The sequence below is a fragment of the Steroidobacter gossypii genome (assembly GCF_016801985.1).
Taxonomy (GTDB): Bacteria; Pseudomonadota; Gammaproteobacteria; order Steroidobacterales; family Steroidobacteraceae; genus Steroidobacter; species Steroidobacter gossypii.
In genome coordinates this window covers 153,280-170,984 of sequence record NZ_JAEVLS010000005.1, presented here as the reverse complement: position 1 = coordinate 170,984, position 17,705 = coordinate 153,280, and the positions used below count along the sequence as shown (strand labels likewise).

The window sequence follows — 17,705 nt, the reverse complement described above, 5'->3', positions numbered from 1 at the left end:
CGAAAATTCCGCTCGCAAGTGTCGCCGATTGTGTATAGTGGCCGCGGCTCGTCACCTTTCTCTTTATCTTTTCTTGGTCCGCGGCGGTTCCAAACCTATCGCCGACGCCGTACTCCGGCGCGACCAACTCAACCTAAACCGAATCGTTGCCGAACCATTGGTGGGTCGTGCGTTTTGCATAACCCTGTTTAGTGTGCGGCCTGTTTGGGCGCCCCCCTGGATGTCTTTGGGGCGCGTTTGAGTGCCGGCCGAAGCCGGCAGGTTCGCGTTTGTTGGAGTATTGAATGAGCAAGATTTACGTGGGCAATCTGCCCTTTTCCGCCGACGAGACCGCGGTTCGCGACCTGTTCGCGCAGCACGGCACCGTCGATTCCGTGGCCCTGATCATGGACCGTGACACCGGTCGTCCTCGCGGCTTTGGCTTTGTCGAAATGCCGCGCGCCGATGCGGCCCGGGCTATCCAGAGCCTGAACGGCCACGACATGGGCGGTCGTCCGCTCAAGGTCAACGAGGCGCAGGACAAGCCTCGTGGCGGTGGCGGCGGTGGTGGCGGCGGCCAGCGTCGCTGGTAATCGCATTTGACACCCGCACGCACGGTGACGTGCGTGCGGGCGTCAGCCCAAGAAATGAAAGCAGCACCGACTGAAGCCTGGCTCGAAACCCCCTTCACATTGCAATCCGTGACGCCTGCGGATGCGCCCACGGGCGCCGACGGCGTCTGGCACAGCTACGTAATCGAGCAGGGCCCCAATCAAATCACCGGGCTTCGCGCCGGCTCGCGGGCCGAAGTCACCCGGCTGGTCGATGAAATGATCGAGCGCCTCAATGAGCGGCGCGTCGGCAAGATAAAAAAGGGTCGATAAGCCGCAGACCCCCGGGCCAGAGGCTCGGCGAAACAGCAGACTCGCTGCCTTGCGAGCTGCACGCGTGCGCGACTACAGTCGCCGCATGCATGCGATGGAGACGCTCAAATACCTGCTGATTCCCCTGCGCGGGGCGGCGCTGGTTCTGGTTGTTTCATTCAGTATCCTGTTATTGCTGGCGGCCCACGGTGGGCTGCTCGGCTTGCCATTGGCGTTGCTGGTGGTTTCCTGGTTCTTCAAATACGGCTTCGCACTGCTCGATCGGGTGGCGGACGGCGTGAACGAGCCTCCCGTGCTTTCGTATGAAATGGTCAATCCCGTGAACGAGTCACGGCCGGCTGGGCTGGTGCTCGTCGTCACGATTTTCTATGTGGTCACCGCTGCAATGGGTGCATGGTTCGGCGAAGAAGCTGTGACCCTTTTGCGTGCGGCTGGCTTGGTGCTCGTGCCCGCGGTGATCATGACTCAAGCGGCGGGCAGCTTTGCTCAAGCGCTGAATCCCCTCGTGTTGTTACAAGTCATCCTGCGTGTGCCCGGAAGCTATGCGCTGGTGCTTGCTGTGCTCGCGGGCGCGTGGTGGCTGGCGACGATGCTCGTCACTTGGCTGCCAGCCGCCGAGCTGCCGCTGTCCATCGAGATCCCGCTGCCGGAGACGGTGCGAATTTTCATCCTGATGTATGCGTGGCTGGCGTCATTCGCCATGCTGGGCGGTGTTTTGTATGTGCGGCGTCACGAGTTGGGGTTCGAGCCGTCGCGTTCGCCCGAGCGCGAGGCTGAGAAAGCTCAGCGGGAACGTGAGCGGCAGATCGATATGCTCGTCGATCGCATCTTCGCCGAGTGGCGCGGCGGCGCGTACGGCAACGCCTGGCGCGCCATTCAAACTCATTTGGAAAGCAGCTCGCTACCGGGCGAGGATCTGAAAGATTTGTTCGAACGCGCCTCGCAGTGGCCAGATCCGAGACTCGCATATCGCTTGGCTCAAGAGTTGATTCCTCGACTGCTCGCATCGCGTCGTACCGGCGATGCTCTGAACATCGCTCGCAGGCAATTGCGCAGCGATGACCAATTCAAACCTCTAGACGGCAGCGACACCATCAAACTGATCGAGCTCGCCCGTGACGCCGGCGATCGCCGCACGGCTCGTATGCTGCTCCAAGGTTTCTCGGATCGTTACAACGATGACGTGGCTCAACGCATCGCCGGCGAGCTGGCGCGCCAGCTGGAGCGCTGAGCTTCACAATGTCCGATTCAGCGCGCCTCAACGTCTATGTCCAACCGCGGGCAAGCAAGACTGCCGTCGTCGGCATGCACGATGGCTGCATCAAAATAAGATTGGCCGCACCTCCCGTCGACGGCGCCGCCAATGCCGCGTTGATCGAATTCGTCGCCGAACAGTTGGATGTCGCAAAGTCCCGGGTGCGTATCACTGCCGGTTTGACGAGCCGACGCAAGACCGTCGAAGTCGATGGCGTCAGCGCCGCGCAACTTGCGGCGGCGTTGTCGGTCGCTTGACGCCGTCGCTGCACGAACGGTGGCGCAAAGTGCGATTGTGACGCCTGGGCATTTACAGGTGTCACAGTACGGCTGTTACACTGGATGCACCGAGTAACGTGGGTGCGGCATGGTTCCGTTCAGGATAAAGCTCGATCCCGGTCAATCGATCTTCGAGCAGGTTTGTTTTGCGGCCACCCGCGCCATTCTGGCCGGCGAGCTGAAGCCGGGTGAGGCATTTCCGTCCGTGCGCGCGCTCGCGGTGGCGCTCAAGATTCATCCAAATACCGCGCACAAGGTCGTTCAGCATCTGATTCAGGATCGCTGGCTGATCGTCAAGCCGGGCCTCGGAACGCTCGTGGCGCAGCCGCCCAAAGCGCGTTCTGGCGATCGCAAGCGCCTGCTGGAACAGGACATCGAACAACTCGTGGTCGAGGCCATACGGGTCGGCGCAACGCTGGACGATGTGCTCGCTGCTGTCACCGAGCAGTGGCGCGGTCTGCAACGGCTCAAGGCTGTGTCACATGGTGATTGAATCGCACGGGCTCGCCAAAACCTATCGAGGTTGCGAGGCAGTTCGCGATGTGAGCGTGCGCGTGCCCGAAGGCTCGGTATTCGCGCTGCTCGGTCCCAACGGCGCCGGCAAGACCACCACCCTCCGCACGATACTGAACATCCTGCAGCCGGATCGGGGCGAGATCTACGTGCTGGGCACGCGCTCCACATTGCTCGCCTCCCGACATTTCGAGCACATCGGCTACGCCTCCGAGAGCCAGCGCTTGCCAGAGCGTCTCGATGTGGCGCGATACCTCGGCTATTTGCGCAGCTTGTATTCGAACTGGGATGTAGCGCTCGAAGAAGCGTTGCTGCGCCAGTTCGATCTGCCCTCGGAGCGTCGCTTGAAGGACCTGTCGCACGGCATGCGCATGAAGCTGCTGCTGGTCGGTGCACTGGCGTTTCGACCGAAGCTGCTGGTGCTCGATGAGCCGCTCAGCGGCCTCGATCCCCTGGTGCGAGACGAAGTGGTGAATGGGCTGCTGCAGCAGGCCCAGGACACCACCATCCTGATTTCATCGCACGAGCTCACGGAGATCGAAAGCTTCACCACGCATGTGGCCTTCATGCAGGACGGCCGGCTGTTGATCCAGGAGCAAATCGAGACGCTGCGAGAACGTTTTCGTAACGTCAACGTGCGACTGGCGGCACAGCAGAGTCTGCCAGCTCCGCTGCCGACAGGTTGGCTGTTACCGCAGGTCGCGGGTCATCAGCTGCAGTTCATTACGAGCGACTACCGCGACGACCAGCAGCTGCACGCATCTGTGAGGGAGCATTTCGGCGCCGTCTCCGTATACGCCGAGCCGATGAATCTACGCAGCATCGCGAACGCACTGATGCAGGATCACAATCGCCGCAAGGCGCAATAACGAGCTCACATGGGAACGAGCAGGACCTTTCGCGGCGTCATCACTGCGATATTGACCAAGGACGCACGGACGCTCGGCCCGGTGCTGCTGCTGACGGCGCTGTTGCAGGCGATGGCCGTCGTTGCGGGCAGAGCCGATCTCTGGCCGGTGCTCACAGCCTGGCTGCCTCTGTTGCTGATCATCGTCAACAGCGTGGCGATCTTCTCGGTGATTCAGACCGATCCACCGGTGAGCCTGACGGACGATTGGCTGTGCCGGCCGGTGTCGCGCGGCGCTTTGCTGATTGCGAAGTTGCTACTGCTGACGCTGGTCATCTATCTGCCCCGGGTGTTGACCACGCTCGCGATCGATCTGCTACGACAGGAGCCCTTGGGAGCGGCGTTGCTCGACGCGCTGCTGTGGCAGAGCTCGTTCGAGCCGCTGTACTTGCCGATCGTGCTGATGGCGGCGGTTTGTACCGCCAGCATGCTTCAGGGCGTCGGCGTACTGCTGGCTGTGTTCGTTGCGGTGTTCGTCGTTCCGACGCCGTTCATCTCGCTGCCAGGCCCCGAAGATCTAACGGTGGGCGAAGCTATGCAGAACAACGGGCTGCAGTGGCTGAGCATGTTTCCGGGCAAGCTGATCTTCATGATCGCGGCCGCAACCTGCCTTTGGTTTGCTTATGCGCGCCGCTCGTCCTATCTGGCCCGCGTGACGTTTGCCGCCGGCCTGGTGGCTGGAATCGCAGCCATCGTTGCCCCGATGTTGTTGCTGCCGTGGCAATTCGGCTTCGGGCTGCAGCAGGCGCTGCATGCCGACTCGGATCGAAACGCCCAGGCGGCCGAGCCTGCAGTACGCCACACGCGTGCGTGTTTTCCAGCTGCGCGCCTGGGTGAGATCGCCGAAGGGGGCGAATCGGAAAATGCCAGGAGCCTGTTCGCCCTGGATCGATGGGGAGATGAGCATTTGAAGGCGGCCGGCAAGGATGCAGTGGCCTTTATCACTCAAGTCAGACCACGCGGACTGCCGGATGAATGGCGTTTACAGGTCGCGTACGCATGGGCCACATATCACGCGCCCGACGAGACGCCGATAGCGCGGCTGCGCCCGGCGTTTCATGCCGCGGGCAGTAGCAACGGCTTCGGAGGTGAGAAAATCGAGACGCTGACGCACGCATGGCTGTTACCCCAAGCCGTACTGCAACGTCTCGATGAGGGCGCCGAACCCACGCTCGACCTTGCCTACTCGGTCGCCGTGCTCGAACCCACTTCCGCACAGCTGAGCGTGAACGGAAAATATCGTCGACTGCCTGGCATCGGTACGTGCCGCGCAATGCGCGATGCGCTCGAGGATCGCATCACAGTGGAATGCCTGGCCGTTGGACGGCTGCCCTCAATGATCGCCGCCGAATTGAACGGCGTGCCCGCAAGCCGTGTCGATTCGAAGAACGTGGACTTCGCACCGTGGCCGCTACGTCTGCTGCAGAGTCGGCGCGTCACGTTGTCCATCGGATCTCCGGACCTGGTCGAATCCGAAGTCGTCAAGGTCAGCGCCTATCGTGCGAACGCCTTCAAAACAGTGCACGTGCGAAGCCCCGGCTGGTTGGGTGACATCCGCGAGAACTGTCCTGCGTCCGTGACTCATTCGGCGGCGCCGCGACTCTCCAGCTGGAACGACCGCTCTGCGCACGATAGCAAGTCCATCGCGGTGGCGAGCAATGTCCAATTGGAAGTACTCGATTGGGGCGGCACTGGCACGGCATTGGTGCTGCTGCCGGGCCTCGGCGCCACGGCGCATTCCTTCGATGAAATCGGGCCGCTGCTCGCCCAACATTTCCGAGTCGTGGGCATCACCCGCCGCGGTATCGGCTACTCCAGTCGCCCGGATCACGGTTACAGCCAGGCGAGACTGGCGCAGGACGTCATTGAAGTGATGGACGCACTTGGAATCGGTCGAGCTGTGTTCGCCGGTCATTCGATTGCGGGTGAAGAGCTCAGCACGCTGGGCGCCCGTCATGCTGGGCGTGTCGCCGGGCTTATTTATTTGGATGCGGCATACGACCGTTCGTTGCCTTTGCCGAAGCGGTATCGAGAATTGAGCGCCGCACTTCCCGATCGACCACGCCCGTTACCCGAGGAGCTGTCGTCTTACACGTCATTGCTGGGATTCTTCGATCGAACCGGGGCCGACCCGCTTCCGGAAGGTGAGCTGATTGCGCTTTGGAATGTCGACAAGCGATATCTCGCGGGACAGCGGTCGGTGGACTCCCGCGTCATACAGGCCATCGAGGCCGGCATCTCCAGTCCCGACTATCGCAGCATCACCGCGCCTGCGCTTGCAATCTATGCGACCTCTGCCGGTCCCGATGGAATGCTCAAGCCGTGGCACGACGCTACGGACATGACTCTGCGCCAAAAGCTGCGTGAGCTGCAGAGTATGAGAGACGCCGTGCAGCGACGCGAGATCGAGAAGTTTCGGGCCGAACTCAAAGGGGCACGTGTATCGGAGCTGCCCGGCGCATCGCATTGGGTGATGTTGTCGCATCGAGACGCTGTATTGCAGGCCATCGTCGATTTCGTTGCAGATCTGCCCGTCACCTAGCCAAGTCGCGGAGCGCTGTTCATCTCCGAGGTTCCTCGAAGCCGGGTCCGTGGCCCGGTCCGAAACGTCCGGGCGCTACCACGAATTTTTCTACCAGTCGCTATGCCTGCGCTGAAGTGCATCGCCTGCTAGCGCTGAAGCCGGTATGTTCCCTAGGAGGATGAGCAGCCCCGCGGGCACTCCTCGATCAGCGTGGTTTTGGTCTTAGGGATACCGAGGCAGAAGCGATGACATTCTTCAGTGCAATCTCTTCCGTAGCGCGCGTCGTTGAGAACCTGGTCGACACGACCTTGACCGCCGATGACTCGCACAGGCCGGAGGTTATGAACGTCGCCGCGCCCGCGGACCGAGCTGCGCAGACTCCGAAAGACCGCACCGATGCGGCGGTCCTGAAGTATCAGCAGTCGCCGACGCCAGAGGCGCTCGCAGAGCTGAAAGCCGCTATTCATGCGGAGATGCAGGCGCGATACGCGGAAGAGTTTCGCGCGCGCCCGACCGGCGCCGTATATGACGCCAGCACCATCAATCACTACGGCAGCAGCATTGCGGGCCGCTATGGCAACGATCCCGCTACGGTGAAGGTCATCAACGGAGCGGTTGACGAACTGAGAGTCGAGCACGAAGTCGATTTCACGCTTCGAGTCGCGGCAGGCGGCGGCGATGCCCAGGCGGTGATCAATATTCTCGACAGCCAGTGGCAGTCGCTCTCCCCGGAAGCTCGCGCACAGCTGTCGACGAGCCCAGAACTCGCGACGTTGATGCGCGAGCGCGTCGAGCCGTGGGTGGCTGAGCCATACGCCAACTTCCAAGACAACGGCGATCCCAAGGCAAAGATCCAGCCGGCCAACGAGGCGTCACGCCGTTTGGCGGAGCTCACGTCCGGACTGCCGCCCGAACTCGCCGCCGCGGTGGTGACGCAGAACCTCGATACGATCATGAAGATCGCCGAGGTCAAACCAATGTACGCCGGCGAGAAGTACGGCGGCAGTTCGTACACGAACATGGCGCGTGTGGTGGGCTCGCTGGGCGATAGTCCCGCGGCCCAGCAGCTCATCAGCGATATCGCGATGACCTATCTTGCGCACTCGAGCGAGTGGCGCGGCCAATGGGTGCCCCTGAGCGAAAACATTTCCAATTCCATCCGCGATGGAGCAAGTCCGGCGCTGGCGTTGGAAATCGCACGGCAGTTGGAAGCGAGCGGGCGCACTGAAGAGTCCGGCATCGTCTTGCGCGGCGTTGTCGAAGGTGCGCAAGCATTGCAGCGACGCACCGAGGCGGATATCGCCGAATACCAGGGCATGCTGGCCGAACTCGGCCGCGTTCTGAAGTACGCCGAAGGCTTGCCGCCGGACGCTATCGCGAAGGCGGTGGAGAAGTATGTCGAGGGCAAAGGTCCGGAGTGGAAGGCGAAGTTCGAACAGCTCGAGCAGCGTCTGATCGGCCACGGTGAGTTGTTCAAAGAGACACTCGCGGGCTTGAACGGGCTGCCTGAGAGCGTGAAGACGACGTACCCCGAGTTGCAGTCGCAGCTCGAGCAGCTGGCGAATAGCGATTCCGTGCTCCAGGCCATCGGTTTGGCTGCCTCCCGCGATCGTGACTTCCTGGTCGGCGCCAAGGCCGACTCGATGCTGAGCCTGTTCGACGTGAACAAGGTTTCGAAGGAGGGCGCGGAATTCCTCAAACGCCTGGCCTCGGACGCGATTCAACAAAACGCGCTGGCGGTGTTCGCTGAGGTCGATCGAAGCGATCCGGCCAGCGTGGCCAACGCCAAGAGCAGGCTGGAACAACTCGGCTCGCGTTACGCCAATCTGCTGGGCAAGGACGCCGCGCAATATCAGCAGGCCATCGATGCGCTCTCCAAGCTCGTGGATGTGCCCGGCGACAATCAGGTTCTGCTGCAGACGCGGCTCAAGCAGTTCGACAGTGCGTTGCGCGGCATCGAAGGATTCAATCCGGATCAGCCGGCGGGCATCACTTTCCGATCCCTGGGCGTGGCGGCCGCGGGCCTGACCTTCGCCAAGTCGACCAGCGATGCCATCAGCGATCAGAGCTGGGCCAACACCATCGGCGCATTCGGCGACGCCGCCGGTCTGACCAAGGACGTGCGCGATCTGATGCACCGGCCTGGCAGCATGCCTGTCGGACCGGACAGCTCCTTCGCCGACACACAACGCTCGATTCGCGCCGACGTGCGGTTCGAAAATTGGAATCGCGCGCTCGGGCTGGTTTCAGCAACCGGCGATGTCGCGAAAATGGTCGATGCTTTGTTATCCGATCGTCCCTACAAACATGTCGAGGCCGGCCTCTACGCGGTCGGCGCCACCGGAACGGTGGTGATGGCCCTGTCCTCCGGGCCGGCGGGTGCGTTGATTGGCTCGGTGATGGTGGGCATCTCGGTGTTTGGCAACAGTTCGCTGGCCGGGCATCGAGACAAGGAGGCGAAGATCGAGTTGTCACAACAGTTCCTGATCGACGCCGGCTTCACGCCCGAAGCGGCTCGAATCATCGGCGACCTGGGCGAAGACAAGTACTACCAGTCCGTGCCGGTGGTGCCTCTGCTGATGGAAGAAGGCCGCCGCGGCGCATTGAGCCCCGACGGCCGTAAGTTGACCCCTGAGGAGTCCATTCAGGCGATCAACAACATGCCACCGGACGAACTGCAGGTCCGGGTCAACCGCTTGCGAATTGCGAATCAATGAAGCGCTGGCACCCGATGATCCGTTTCTTTGCACGTCGCAAACAACGGCGTGGACCTTGGCGATTGTGGTGGACGGCAGGCGCCATGCCGATCAATGCTGCGAGACGAGAATCAATCGGCTAAACGGATCGATACACGAAGCAACTTCTGGCCCTTGTGGGTGCCGCTGGTGGCTCCGCCTGTCTCGGCCGGATAGCCCCTCGGCGCCAGAAGAGACTCGCGCTACGGATCGCTACTCGTTAGGCTGCTTGCCTTCTGCCGCGCGGGTTGCATCCAGTCACCGTTGGGCGCACGCGAGTAAACGACCTGCAATTCCGATCGAGGTGGCGGTCCGACGAGCGCGATCCAGCTGTGCTTTTGGCCACACGCGAGGACTCGCCAATCCTCGTAGAAGCTCAGCGGCCCGAAGGTTTGTCCCGAGGCGAACTGCACATAATCAGTTTCCCGCCCGCGCACGATCTCCGTGAGCACAAGCTCCTGGCAGGGAGGAGCGTCCGTACCACCCTGAGCCTCGAGCGTCGCAATCAGATCGAGAATGCCTTGATGCTCCTTCGGTGCGACTGCCGAGGTGGTTGCAATCGCAGGCGTCTCAGCCGCCCAAGCCGACCGATACTTAGTCAGCTCCTCGTCACTCACATGTCTGCCATTCACGAGATAACCCGACGCACATGCGCTCAATAGGAGCAGAAGTGACCCGGCCAACGATCGTGGCAGAGCTTTGCATGCGCTTGAGGTGACGTTGATCGACATCGACATAGTTCGTACCAGATTGCCAGGAGGTGATGTCATTGAACTTCAGTTCCGTGGGCTTCTGCGCTCAGTTGGCGGCTTCAATTCATCCCACCGCCTGCCGCCCAGAACCAGCCACATCTTCTTTGCCTGCGCGTAACAACGCATGCAGCAGCCTGTGACAATTTGCACACAGACACTGAAGATCTTCTAACGTAGTCACGTGTCCCTCCGCCATCTCCCTGACGTGAGTCGCAGCGTGATGAACCTCGATGCAAGCCTCACCTTCTTCTGTTCCAAAATGCTCAACTGGATCAAGCTTGCAGCGCTCGCAAAACAACCTTCCGTGCAGACGTCGATGCTGAGCCTTCTTGGCTCGGGCAATTCCTTGGCCTCGCTCCCGCTTTACGTGAGCGACGAGCCGCGGCTTGCCTTCGGTCCATCCGGCGTTCGCTTCCACGTCCAGATCGGGCTCGATTCCCGCCGCCCCCTTGGGCACGACCTGGTACCCAGCAGCTCTGAGTAGGCGAAAGCACGCGGACGTATCACCCGCAGTGAAATGCTTCGGTTCGATCTTGGTCCCCGCCAGTGCGATGGACAGCGCCACGCCAAACACTGCCTTTGGTGGCAAGCGACGCCCGTCATCGGCGATCAGATCGTAATCGGTCGAAGGACCGAACGAATGCACAACATCGCCGGCCAGGAGCTGCTGAACTGCGCGCCAGATGTACTCCGGCGTGGCCTTATTGAGAGTCTCGGCGGGCAACCTTTCCGTGCGGGAGGATGCTTCCAATGGCTGCAGGGCATATCCCGCGTCAATCAACCGTTCTGCGGCATGCTGGAGCGCCGATTCTTCGAAAAAGCGGCGCCACTCTGTTTCCAGCACCAGTGCTTCGACTGAAAGGTCCAAGCGCCGGTGTTCCCATAGCTTCACGAAACCAGTTGAAGGCTTCTTATCGGCAATCAACCTGGAGACGGTCGCATAACCGCCGTCAGCGCCCAGCATCTTGAGGAAGTCCGTTGGATTGTAGCCGAGGTCCCTCTTGGCCTCGGCCGCCTTCTCGCGAAGGAACTCGGTAAACCGGATGTTCTCTGACTCGTTCATCTGAGAATAAACTCGGTCAGCTTGCTGCGATGTTCATCGATCGCGTGCACCCGTCAAGTCCGAAGTAACGGATACGGGGCGTCCGGATACAGTACCAGTTTCAGGACGCGACGGTCACCGTGAGCTAGCACTACTTCGCTCGATCGAACAGATCCGTGTTGCGAATCCAATGACCACGATCCGTTTTTGGTGGATCGGTCGCGAGGCGACTGCACGCGGCTAGTACAGCAAGGAATATGAGCACGGCGCGGACGGCAGTTGGGAGAAACCGAGTGCGATGCATAGAAGATCACGGAGACTCCGTTTGATTTAACATTCGACGTTGCTCCAGAAACGTCAAATGTTAAATTGCGACGGGCTTCTACTCGATCGTATCGATGCGGCCTTCTGCTGCTGTGTTGCCGGACGCTCGCCACCTTGCACCTTGGGTCGCCAACCGGAATCGAGGTGAAACCCGAAGACCACCCGGATCAACTTGCAGCGCGAGATCTTCTAACGCGTGTTCGAAATTGCGACCGGCAATCGAGAACACCGAGCGTCGTGAGGAGGGGTTCGTGTAGCGATCAATCCGCCACGGCGCTCACCGGCAGCAGTTCCAGGTTGCTGGCGATCGCCAGCATGATGCGATTGCGTTCGGTGAACGTGAGCGAATCGGAGCGATACACCAGGTCGCTGGTGCCGGCCGCCATCAATTCGATCACGACATCGGCCGAGAGAGGTTCATCCGTTTCAGAGCCGTCATCCCGCAGCAGCGACAGCTCGAGCGGACCGGAGGTTTCGGTGAGCGATAACGTGTCGACATAGTATCGCGAGGTGATGCCGGCCTTCACCGCGGTCACATACACGTCCACCGCCGGCGTGTCCGGCGAAGCGTGAGTGAATTGCAGCACCAGCTTGTCGTCCTCGACGTGCTCGCGTTGATCCAGACCTTCGATGATGAAGGTGCGAAGGTCGTCCATGGTCCCGTAAGCCACCACGGTGTATTCGGTGCCAGCCAGAAATGTGTATGCCGAGGCGCCGCTGACCCGGGTCGCGATTTCATCGTCGTCACGATCGGGCGGCAGAATCGCGCTGAAGCTGAGCGTGTGCTGACCTGGGTCACCGGCAGTGAAGCGGCTGGCGCGGCCGTAACCGTCAGTGAACATGGACGCATCGTCCACATCGACCGCCAGCGTAGGCGACTCCTTCACCAGGTTGAGGCTGCGCACGTGGAACGTGCTCTGGTCCTTATCGAGGGAGTTGTTGCCGCACACCGTCAGCGCGGCAGTGAGAACGACGGCCGCGGCAGTTCGCGCCACCGTAATGAGCATCCAGGCAACAGTTCGCAACATTCGCTGCTGGATGCGCTACGGACGCAAAGGGTCGCAGCTCCATCGGTGCGACGTTTGCCTAATAGTGTTGTATTCGACTCTGAATCCGAGATGAATTGTTACAATTCGCGCTGCGCGGCTGGAGTGAAGCTAGGAATGCTTCGCTCAGGAGCGCTCGGAATGCGGCTCGATGTAGGGTTCGGCCGCGTCAATCTTTGCCAGCACTGAAACCGCGGCTTCATAGCGCGAGCGGGCGGTGCGCAGGCCGATGGATTCGACGTTTTCCTTGCCGGCGCTGGCTGCCGATTGTTTTTCCAACTCGGCGCGCAAGACCGGCAAAACGTCTTTGAGCGTGGCGAGCAGCTCGGGCGCGGCGGCGATCAGGCGGGCGTTGGCTTCGGCGCAGCCCTCGTCGGGACCCGCGGCGTTATGACATAGAGCGACGTGCCAGACCACCCCGTCGACCACCGCATCGATGCAGGGTTCGCTGGGGTAACGCGGATCGAGACTGACGATCCAAGGTCCTTGGGTGTGCTGTCCCATCCTACTTCCTACGCAAACGCGCACGACGCCGTGGCCAAATTGTCCCTCGTCCGTTTGCGTTGTCAACACAATGAGGACCGCTACTGACCGAAATCCGGCGCGGCGCTTCAGGGAATATCTGATGCCCACATGCACGGTTCGACACTTGAGCCAGGCGTGCGCGGTGCCGTTACATAGAGACATTCAGTGGGAGTGTGACGATGGGTCGCATTTCGGCCGCCGCGCAAGGGGCGGCCTTTTTTCTTATAGCGATCGTCAGTTCACCGGCGCAGGCTTGCGAGAATTGCCAGCGCGCCCCCGCCACAGCTCCAAAGACCGTCCGGCTCGATGTCACTGCCGCGGTCGACACCGCCACTTCGTTTGTTATTAAAACGTTGCGTACTCTGAAGCCGTCGTACCAGGTGTTCGTGGTCGAAGGTGACGAGCTCGAAGCGCCGCCAACAGTGGCTGAATATGCTGCGTACTACCACGAACAAGAGGATGACAGCGGCCGTCAGCGCAGCGACGAGCTGCCGGGCTTCCAGCACCGCTCCGCCTGGGAGCTGACCTATCGCGATGAGGGGCTGGAAGTCGCCCGGCCGTTCGAGCCCATGCCCGGCACGGATGTCACATTGGACGATTCGTGGGTGCTCGGGCTGCGCTTCGAGCTGGCTTACGGCTGGAAACGTTGAGCCGGCTTGCGCCCGCTGACGATGGGAATGTGCCACACCGCGTACTGAGCGGGATCGAGAATGGCGCTCACGATCTGATCGAATAGCGCACGAAGCTCATTCTCATTCAGCTTGCTGTGCTCGGCCAGCGCTTCGGTATAACCGTCGCGCCAGGCGCCCAGGATGGCGCCAAAAGTCTGGCGGGGGACGCGCAATGTATCCACCACCACATAGTCGACGCGCAGATCCTGCAAGCCCAGGTGGTTCATGATGGACCAGGTGCGTCGGCCGATGCGCGCGTCGGTGTGGGTGCGACGGGTATATTCGATGACACCTTCATGCCACAGCCGGTCGGGATCCACGCTGCCGGCCGGCATGTGCAACATCCCGTAGTCCTCGCTGAGCACGTGTATCCAACCGTCCGGCCGGACGATGCGGCACAGTTCGCTCAGGACCTTTTCCGGATCGGGCACCGCCTGGGTCATGTGACGACACACCACCAGGTCGAACTCGTCGGCCGGGAATCTCAGCTCGAACGCGTCGCCTTGTTCGAACCGCACGCGTGGGGACAGCGAGGCATGAGCGCGTCGCGCATAGGCCACGGAGCTTTCCAAAATATCGACCCCGACGAGCTGGGCGTCAGGGTAGCGCTCGGCCAGCCGGCAGGTGATTTCGCCGCTACCACAGCCGATGTCAGCGATGCGTGACGGCTGTCCATAACGCTCGAGTAAGCATTGTTCTTGCGGCCAGATGGCCTCGGCCTGGGCACGCAGGTTGCGGATCATAGACTCGTCCGCCATCTGCTCGGCTTGCGGGTTTCGATGCTTGGTCATGCATGAATGATGCGCGCATCGGCGGCTGCCCGCCAGGGAGCCACAGAATGGCGATCACGTCACATATGCGCGGCTCTGTCCGCGTCAAACTACCGCCGCTTAAGGTTTCATCGTACAGCCTGCCAGCCTGCCAGTCGCTAAGATGCAGCGCGCCGAATTTCGGCGGTTGCTGGCCGCTCACCGAGGAAACGCCCGTGGTTTGTCGATTTTTCATCGCCACTGCATTGATTGCCGGGTTGCTCGGCTCGACGGCGCACGCCGAGGGTGAGCAAAGCCTGCGGGTGCATTGGAACAAGTCGTCCGAGACCGATCTGGCGACGGTGGTGATCGGCGATTATGACGCGTCTCCGGAGTCGAACTATCTGATCGGCGCGGTGTACGGCTACCAGTACAGCGATACGTTGTTCACGCTGCCGCTGGAGATGACCGCGAACCTGGGTGTGCAGTACCTGGACGAGCGGGGCTATCAGGACGACGCTTACGGCGTGACGGCGTACATCAAGGCGCACTATCGCTGGAAGCTGCCGTGGACCGACAAGCAGGTCCGGCTCGGGCTGGGTGAAGGGCTCAGCTACGTCACGCGCATCCCGATGAGCGAGGTGCGTGACTTCGCCAAGAAGGGCGCGGAGTCGGAGAAGTTGATGAACTACGTGGAGTGGAGCATCGATCTGCCGCTACGCCAGTTCGGATTGTTCCAGGGCGGCGGCGCCATCGAGGAGGCCTCGCTGGGCTTTCTGGTGTGGCACCGCTCGAGCGTGTTCGGTCTGTTCAGCGAGACCGGCGGCGGCGTGAATTTCATGGGATTCAGCTTCGAAGCGCAGTTCTGAAGGCCGCTCGAAGCTGGCGTTGGATCTGTAATAACAACGGGATGGATTGGGAATGAAGCTGGAAGTGATGTCGATCAGTTTCTTGCGCAGCGGCGCGCTGTCGGTCGAGGTCGGGGCGCAGTCGCAAAAGGACGCGCCGACCGAGCCCTCGCTCGACGTGGTGAAGATGTGGGTCTATCTGCCCTCCTATAACAAGACCGACAGCATGGCCGACATCCTCGAAGCGGCTCTGAATATCGCTCGCCAGTCGCTGCGCTAAAGCGCCCGCCCGACGGGCCGCCCGTCCGGCGATGAGACCGGGCCATCATGACGTTTCTTTGAAAAGGCGGCGGGCCTGAAGCCCGGGCCGCCCGTATAAGATTCCGCCCACCGCGCCGGTCACCCAAGGCGCGGATCCAAAGGGGGAGTCGGTGCGGCCATTCCATGCAGCAGTACAGCGCGCGTTTCTGGGGGCGATGCTCGGCGTCGCGCTCGTTCATTCCATCCCTGCTCCGGCTGCTGAAGTCGACGCGTCACGTCTGCTGGCCGCGCCCGGCAATTCCTCCGACTGGCTGACTCACGGGCGCACTTACGACGAGCAGCGCTTCAGCCCGCTGGCTCGAATCAACCAGAACAACGTAGGCGAGCTCGAGCTCGCCTGGTTTTATGACTTCGACACCACGCGTGGGCAGGAAGCCACGCCGCTGGTGATCGACGGCGTCATGTATGTCACTTCCGCGTGGAGCAAGGTGTTTGCGCTCGATGCGCGTACCGGCCGAGAGTTGTGGCGCTTCGATCCCAAAGTCGATGGCGCGAAGGCGATCGATGCCTGCTGCGACGTGGTCAATCGCGGTGTCGCGGCGTGGGGCAAGCGTGTGTTCGTCGGCACGCTCGACGGACGATTGATCGCGCTCGATCGCGAGACGGGTCAACCGGCCTGGTCGGTGCAGACGACCGATCCCAAGAAGCGCTACACCATCACCGGCGCACCACGCGTCATCGACGGCCGAGTGATCATCGGAAACGGCGGCGGTGAGATGGGCGTGCGCGGTTACGTGTCCGCCTACGACGCTCGCGACGGCAAGATGCTGTGGCGTTTCTATACCGTGCCAGGCAATCCCAAGGATGGCTTCGAGAACGCGGCGATGGAGCGGGCCGCGAAGACGTGGCATGGCGAGTGGTGGAAGTACGGTGGCGGCGGCACCGTGTGGGACTCGATGGCCTACGATCCACAGCTGGATCTGCTGTACATCGGTGTGGGCAATGGCAGCCCCTGGAACCATCGCATCCGTTCCAACGGGGAAGGCGACAATCTTTATCTGTCTTCCATCGTGGCCCTGCGGCCGGCGACGGGCGAATATGTGTGGCATTTCCAGACGACGCCAGCGGAGTCGTGGGACTTCACGGCGACTCAGCACATCATCCTTGCCGATCTCAGCATCGAGGGGCGGGCCCGCAAGGTGCTGATGCAGGCGCCGAAGAACGGTTTTTTCTACGTGATCGATCGCGCTACTGGCGAATTCATTCAAGCCAGGAACTATGTGAACGTTACTTGGACCACCGGGCTCGATCCGAAGACGGGACGGCCTGGGGTCGTTCCCGAGGCGCGTTATCTACGCGAGCCGGCGATGGTGTCGCCGGGGCCGCTTGGCGCGCACAACTGGTATCCGATGACGTTCAGTCCGCAGACCCGGCTGGCGTATATCCCGGCGCTGGAAGCGTCGAGTTATTACAAACATGACGATGCGTTTCAGTTTCGCGATCGTACTTGGAATACCGGAATTGCGTTCTCGCTGTCACGCGAGGGGGCGAATGCTAAGACGGTGGCGGACGCGGCGAAGAGCAAGGGTGGGGCGATGCTGCTCGCGTGGGATCCCGTTGCTCAGCGTGAGGTGTGGCGAGTGAACTATGAGCGTGCTGGGAATGGCGGGTTGCTTTCCACGGGCGGCGGCCTGGTGTTTCAGGGGTCGGTCGACGGCATGTTCAATGCGTACGCTGCGGACACGGGTGCGCGCTTGTGGTCGCGGGATGTGCAGAATGCGATTCACGGTGGGCCGGTGACGTTTGAACTGGATGGCGAGCAGTATGTGGCGGCGCTTGCCGGCATCGGTGGAGTGGCTGTCGCCGGTGGTCGGGGCGGTTCGCAGAGCCGGAGTGCTTTTGGTCGCGTGGTGGCGTTCAAGTTAGGTGGAAAGGCGGAGTTGCCTGCGTTGATCTCCAACGCGGCCCGTCGTCCGCCGGACGTTCGTCGCGCCAACGCTGGTGGCGATATCGAAGCAGGCCGCCGCAATTACGATCGCGTGTGCATGGCCTGCCACGGCATGGATGCTCGGAGCGTCACCGCCATTCCCGATCTGCGTTACTCCAGCGCCATCGTCGATCGCGACACCTTCAAATCCATCGTCATAGACGGCGCTCGCGCCGACAAAGGCATGGTTGGCTTCGGCTCGACTCTCACCGCGGCCCAAGCGGAGGAGATTCGCGCTTATCTCGTTTCTCTCGCTGTCGCGCTTTAGGAGCTGTCGCTGCTGGTTTGAGGCGCCTTTCGGGGGGTTCATAGGGCTAGCTGTCGCGAGCCTCTTATCCCCTGAATGTCGATACTCGTGAAACACGATTATTCCTTTGGCGAAGAGCAAGCGAAGTTGGCAGACTGCGCTCCTGCTCAAAAACCAC

At 61.6% G+C, this 17,705-nt stretch carries 17 protein-coding genes; 12 read left to right on the top strand and 5 right to left on the bottom strand.

Features of this window, described 5'->3' with window-relative positions; all coding sequences use genetic code 11:
- Positions 1 to 284: 284 nt before the first annotated feature.
- From JM946_RS21185 to JM946_RS21150, 8 genes are all read left to right on the top strand, one after another.
- Positions 285 to 572, top strand: a complete 288-nt coding sequence (locus tag JM946_RS21185) for an RNA recognition motif domain-containing protein (protein ID WP_203169371.1) — start codon at positions 285 to 287, stop codon at positions 570 to 572.
- A 54-nt stretch (positions 573 to 626) separates the two neighbouring features.
- Positions 627 to 863 carry a hypothetical protein gene (locus JM946_RS21180; RefSeq protein ID WP_203169370.1) on the top strand — a complete coding sequence of 79 codons (237 nt, stop codon included), beginning with the start codon at positions 627 to 629 and terminating at the stop codon, positions 861 to 863.
- 49 nt (positions 864 to 912) lie between these two features.
- Positions 913 to 2,094 carry a hypothetical protein gene (locus JM946_RS21175; RefSeq protein ID WP_218043040.1) on the top strand — a complete coding sequence of 394 codons (1,182 nt, stop codon included), beginning with the start codon at positions 913 to 915 and terminating at the stop codon, positions 2,092 to 2,094.
- Between the two features lie 8 nt (positions 2,095 to 2,102).
- Entirely contained in the window at positions 2,103 to 2,375 is a 273-nt protein-coding gene (locus JM946_RS21170; protein WP_203169368.1) for a DUF167 domain-containing protein, read from the top strand.
- A gap of 109 nt (positions 2,376 to 2,484) precedes the next feature.
- Positions 2,485 to 2,889, top strand: a complete 405-nt coding sequence (locus tag JM946_RS21165) for a GntR family transcriptional regulator (RefSeq protein WP_203169367.1) — start codon at positions 2,485 to 2,487, stop codon at positions 2,887 to 2,889.
- Positions 2,879 to 3,778 (top strand): ABC transporter ATP-binding protein, encoded by a 900-nt coding sequence (locus JM946_RS21160; RefSeq protein WP_203169366.1) that lies wholly within the window; start codon positions 2,879 to 2,881, stop codon positions 3,776 to 3,778. Before JM946_RS21165 ends, JM946_RS21160 begins: the two co-directional genes overlap by 11 nt.
- A gap of 9 nt (positions 3,779 to 3,787) precedes the next feature.
- On the top strand, positions 3,788 to 6,358 hold the full coding sequence (locus JM946_RS21155; protein ID WP_203169365.1) for an alpha/beta fold hydrolase: 2,571 nt from the start codon (positions 3,788 to 3,790) through the stop codon (positions 6,356 to 6,358).
- Between the two features lie 227 nt (positions 6,359 to 6,585).
- Entirely contained in the window at positions 6,586 to 9,057 is a 2,472-nt protein-coding gene (locus JM946_RS21150) for a hypothetical protein (RefSeq protein WP_203169364.1), read from the top strand.
- Between the two features lie 221 nt (positions 9,058 to 9,278).
- Here the strand turns inward: JM946_RS21150 and JM946_RS21145 are convergent, their stop codons facing one another.
- The 4 genes from JM946_RS21145 to JM946_RS21130 form a co-directional block, all read right to left on the bottom strand.
- Complete coding sequence (locus JM946_RS21145; RefSeq protein WP_218043039.1) at positions 9,279 to 9,812, bottom strand: hypothetical protein; 534 nt, start codon at positions 9,810 to 9,812, stop codon at positions 9,279 to 9,281.
- A 79-nt stretch (positions 9,813 to 9,891) separates the two neighbouring features.
- Entirely contained in the window at positions 9,892 to 10,890 is a 999-nt protein-coding gene (locus JM946_RS21140) for an HNH endonuclease (protein WP_203169362.1), read from the bottom strand.
- A gap of 563 nt (positions 10,891 to 11,453) precedes the next feature.
- Entirely contained in the window at positions 11,454 to 12,221 is a 768-nt protein-coding gene (locus JM946_RS21135) for a DUF4397 domain-containing protein (RefSeq protein ID WP_203169361.1), read from the bottom strand.
- A 144-nt stretch (positions 12,222 to 12,365) separates the two neighbouring features.
- Complete coding sequence (locus tag JM946_RS21130) at positions 12,366 to 12,743, bottom strand: hypothetical protein (protein WP_203169360.1); 378 nt, start codon at positions 12,741 to 12,743, stop codon at positions 12,366 to 12,368.
- A 200-nt stretch (positions 12,744 to 12,943) separates the two neighbouring features.
- Between JM946_RS21130 and JM946_RS21125 the strand changes: the two genes are divergently transcribed.
- Positions 12,944 to 13,414: a hypothetical protein gene (locus JM946_RS21125; RefSeq protein ID WP_203169359.1), complete on the top strand. Its 471-nt coding sequence runs from the start codon at positions 12,944 to 12,946 to the stop codon at positions 13,412 to 13,414.
- Here JM946_RS21125 and JM946_RS21120 read toward each other — a convergent pair.
- A complete protein-coding gene (locus JM946_RS21120; protein ID WP_203169358.1) occupies positions 13,396 to 14,226 on the bottom strand; it encodes a class I SAM-dependent methyltransferase in 831 nt (276 codons plus the stop codon). The two genes, JM946_RS21125 and JM946_RS21120, sit on opposite strands and share 19 nt — an antisense overlap.
- Before the next feature lie 194 nt (positions 14,227 to 14,420).
- Here JM946_RS21120 and JM946_RS21115 point away from each other — a divergent pair, with 194 nt between their 5' ends.
- From JM946_RS21115 to JM946_RS21105, 3 genes are all read left to right on the top strand, one after another.
- Positions 14,421 to 15,053: a hypothetical protein gene (locus JM946_RS21115; protein ID WP_203169357.1), complete on the top strand. Its 633-nt coding sequence runs from the start codon at positions 14,421 to 14,423 to the stop codon at positions 15,051 to 15,053.
- Between the two features lie 52 nt (positions 15,054 to 15,105).
- Positions 15,106 to 15,312, top strand: a complete 207-nt coding sequence (locus tag JM946_RS21110; protein ID WP_203169356.1) for a hypothetical protein — start codon at positions 15,106 to 15,108, stop codon at positions 15,310 to 15,312.
- A 196-nt stretch (positions 15,313 to 15,508) separates the two neighbouring features.
- Positions 15,509 to 17,548, top strand: coding sequence for a PQQ-dependent dehydrogenase, methanol/ethanol family (locus tag JM946_RS21105; RefSeq protein WP_230979922.1), 2,040 nt, complete (start codon positions 15,509 to 15,511; stop codon positions 17,546 to 17,548).
- The last annotated feature ends 157 nt before the right edge of the window (positions 17,549 to 17,705 follow it).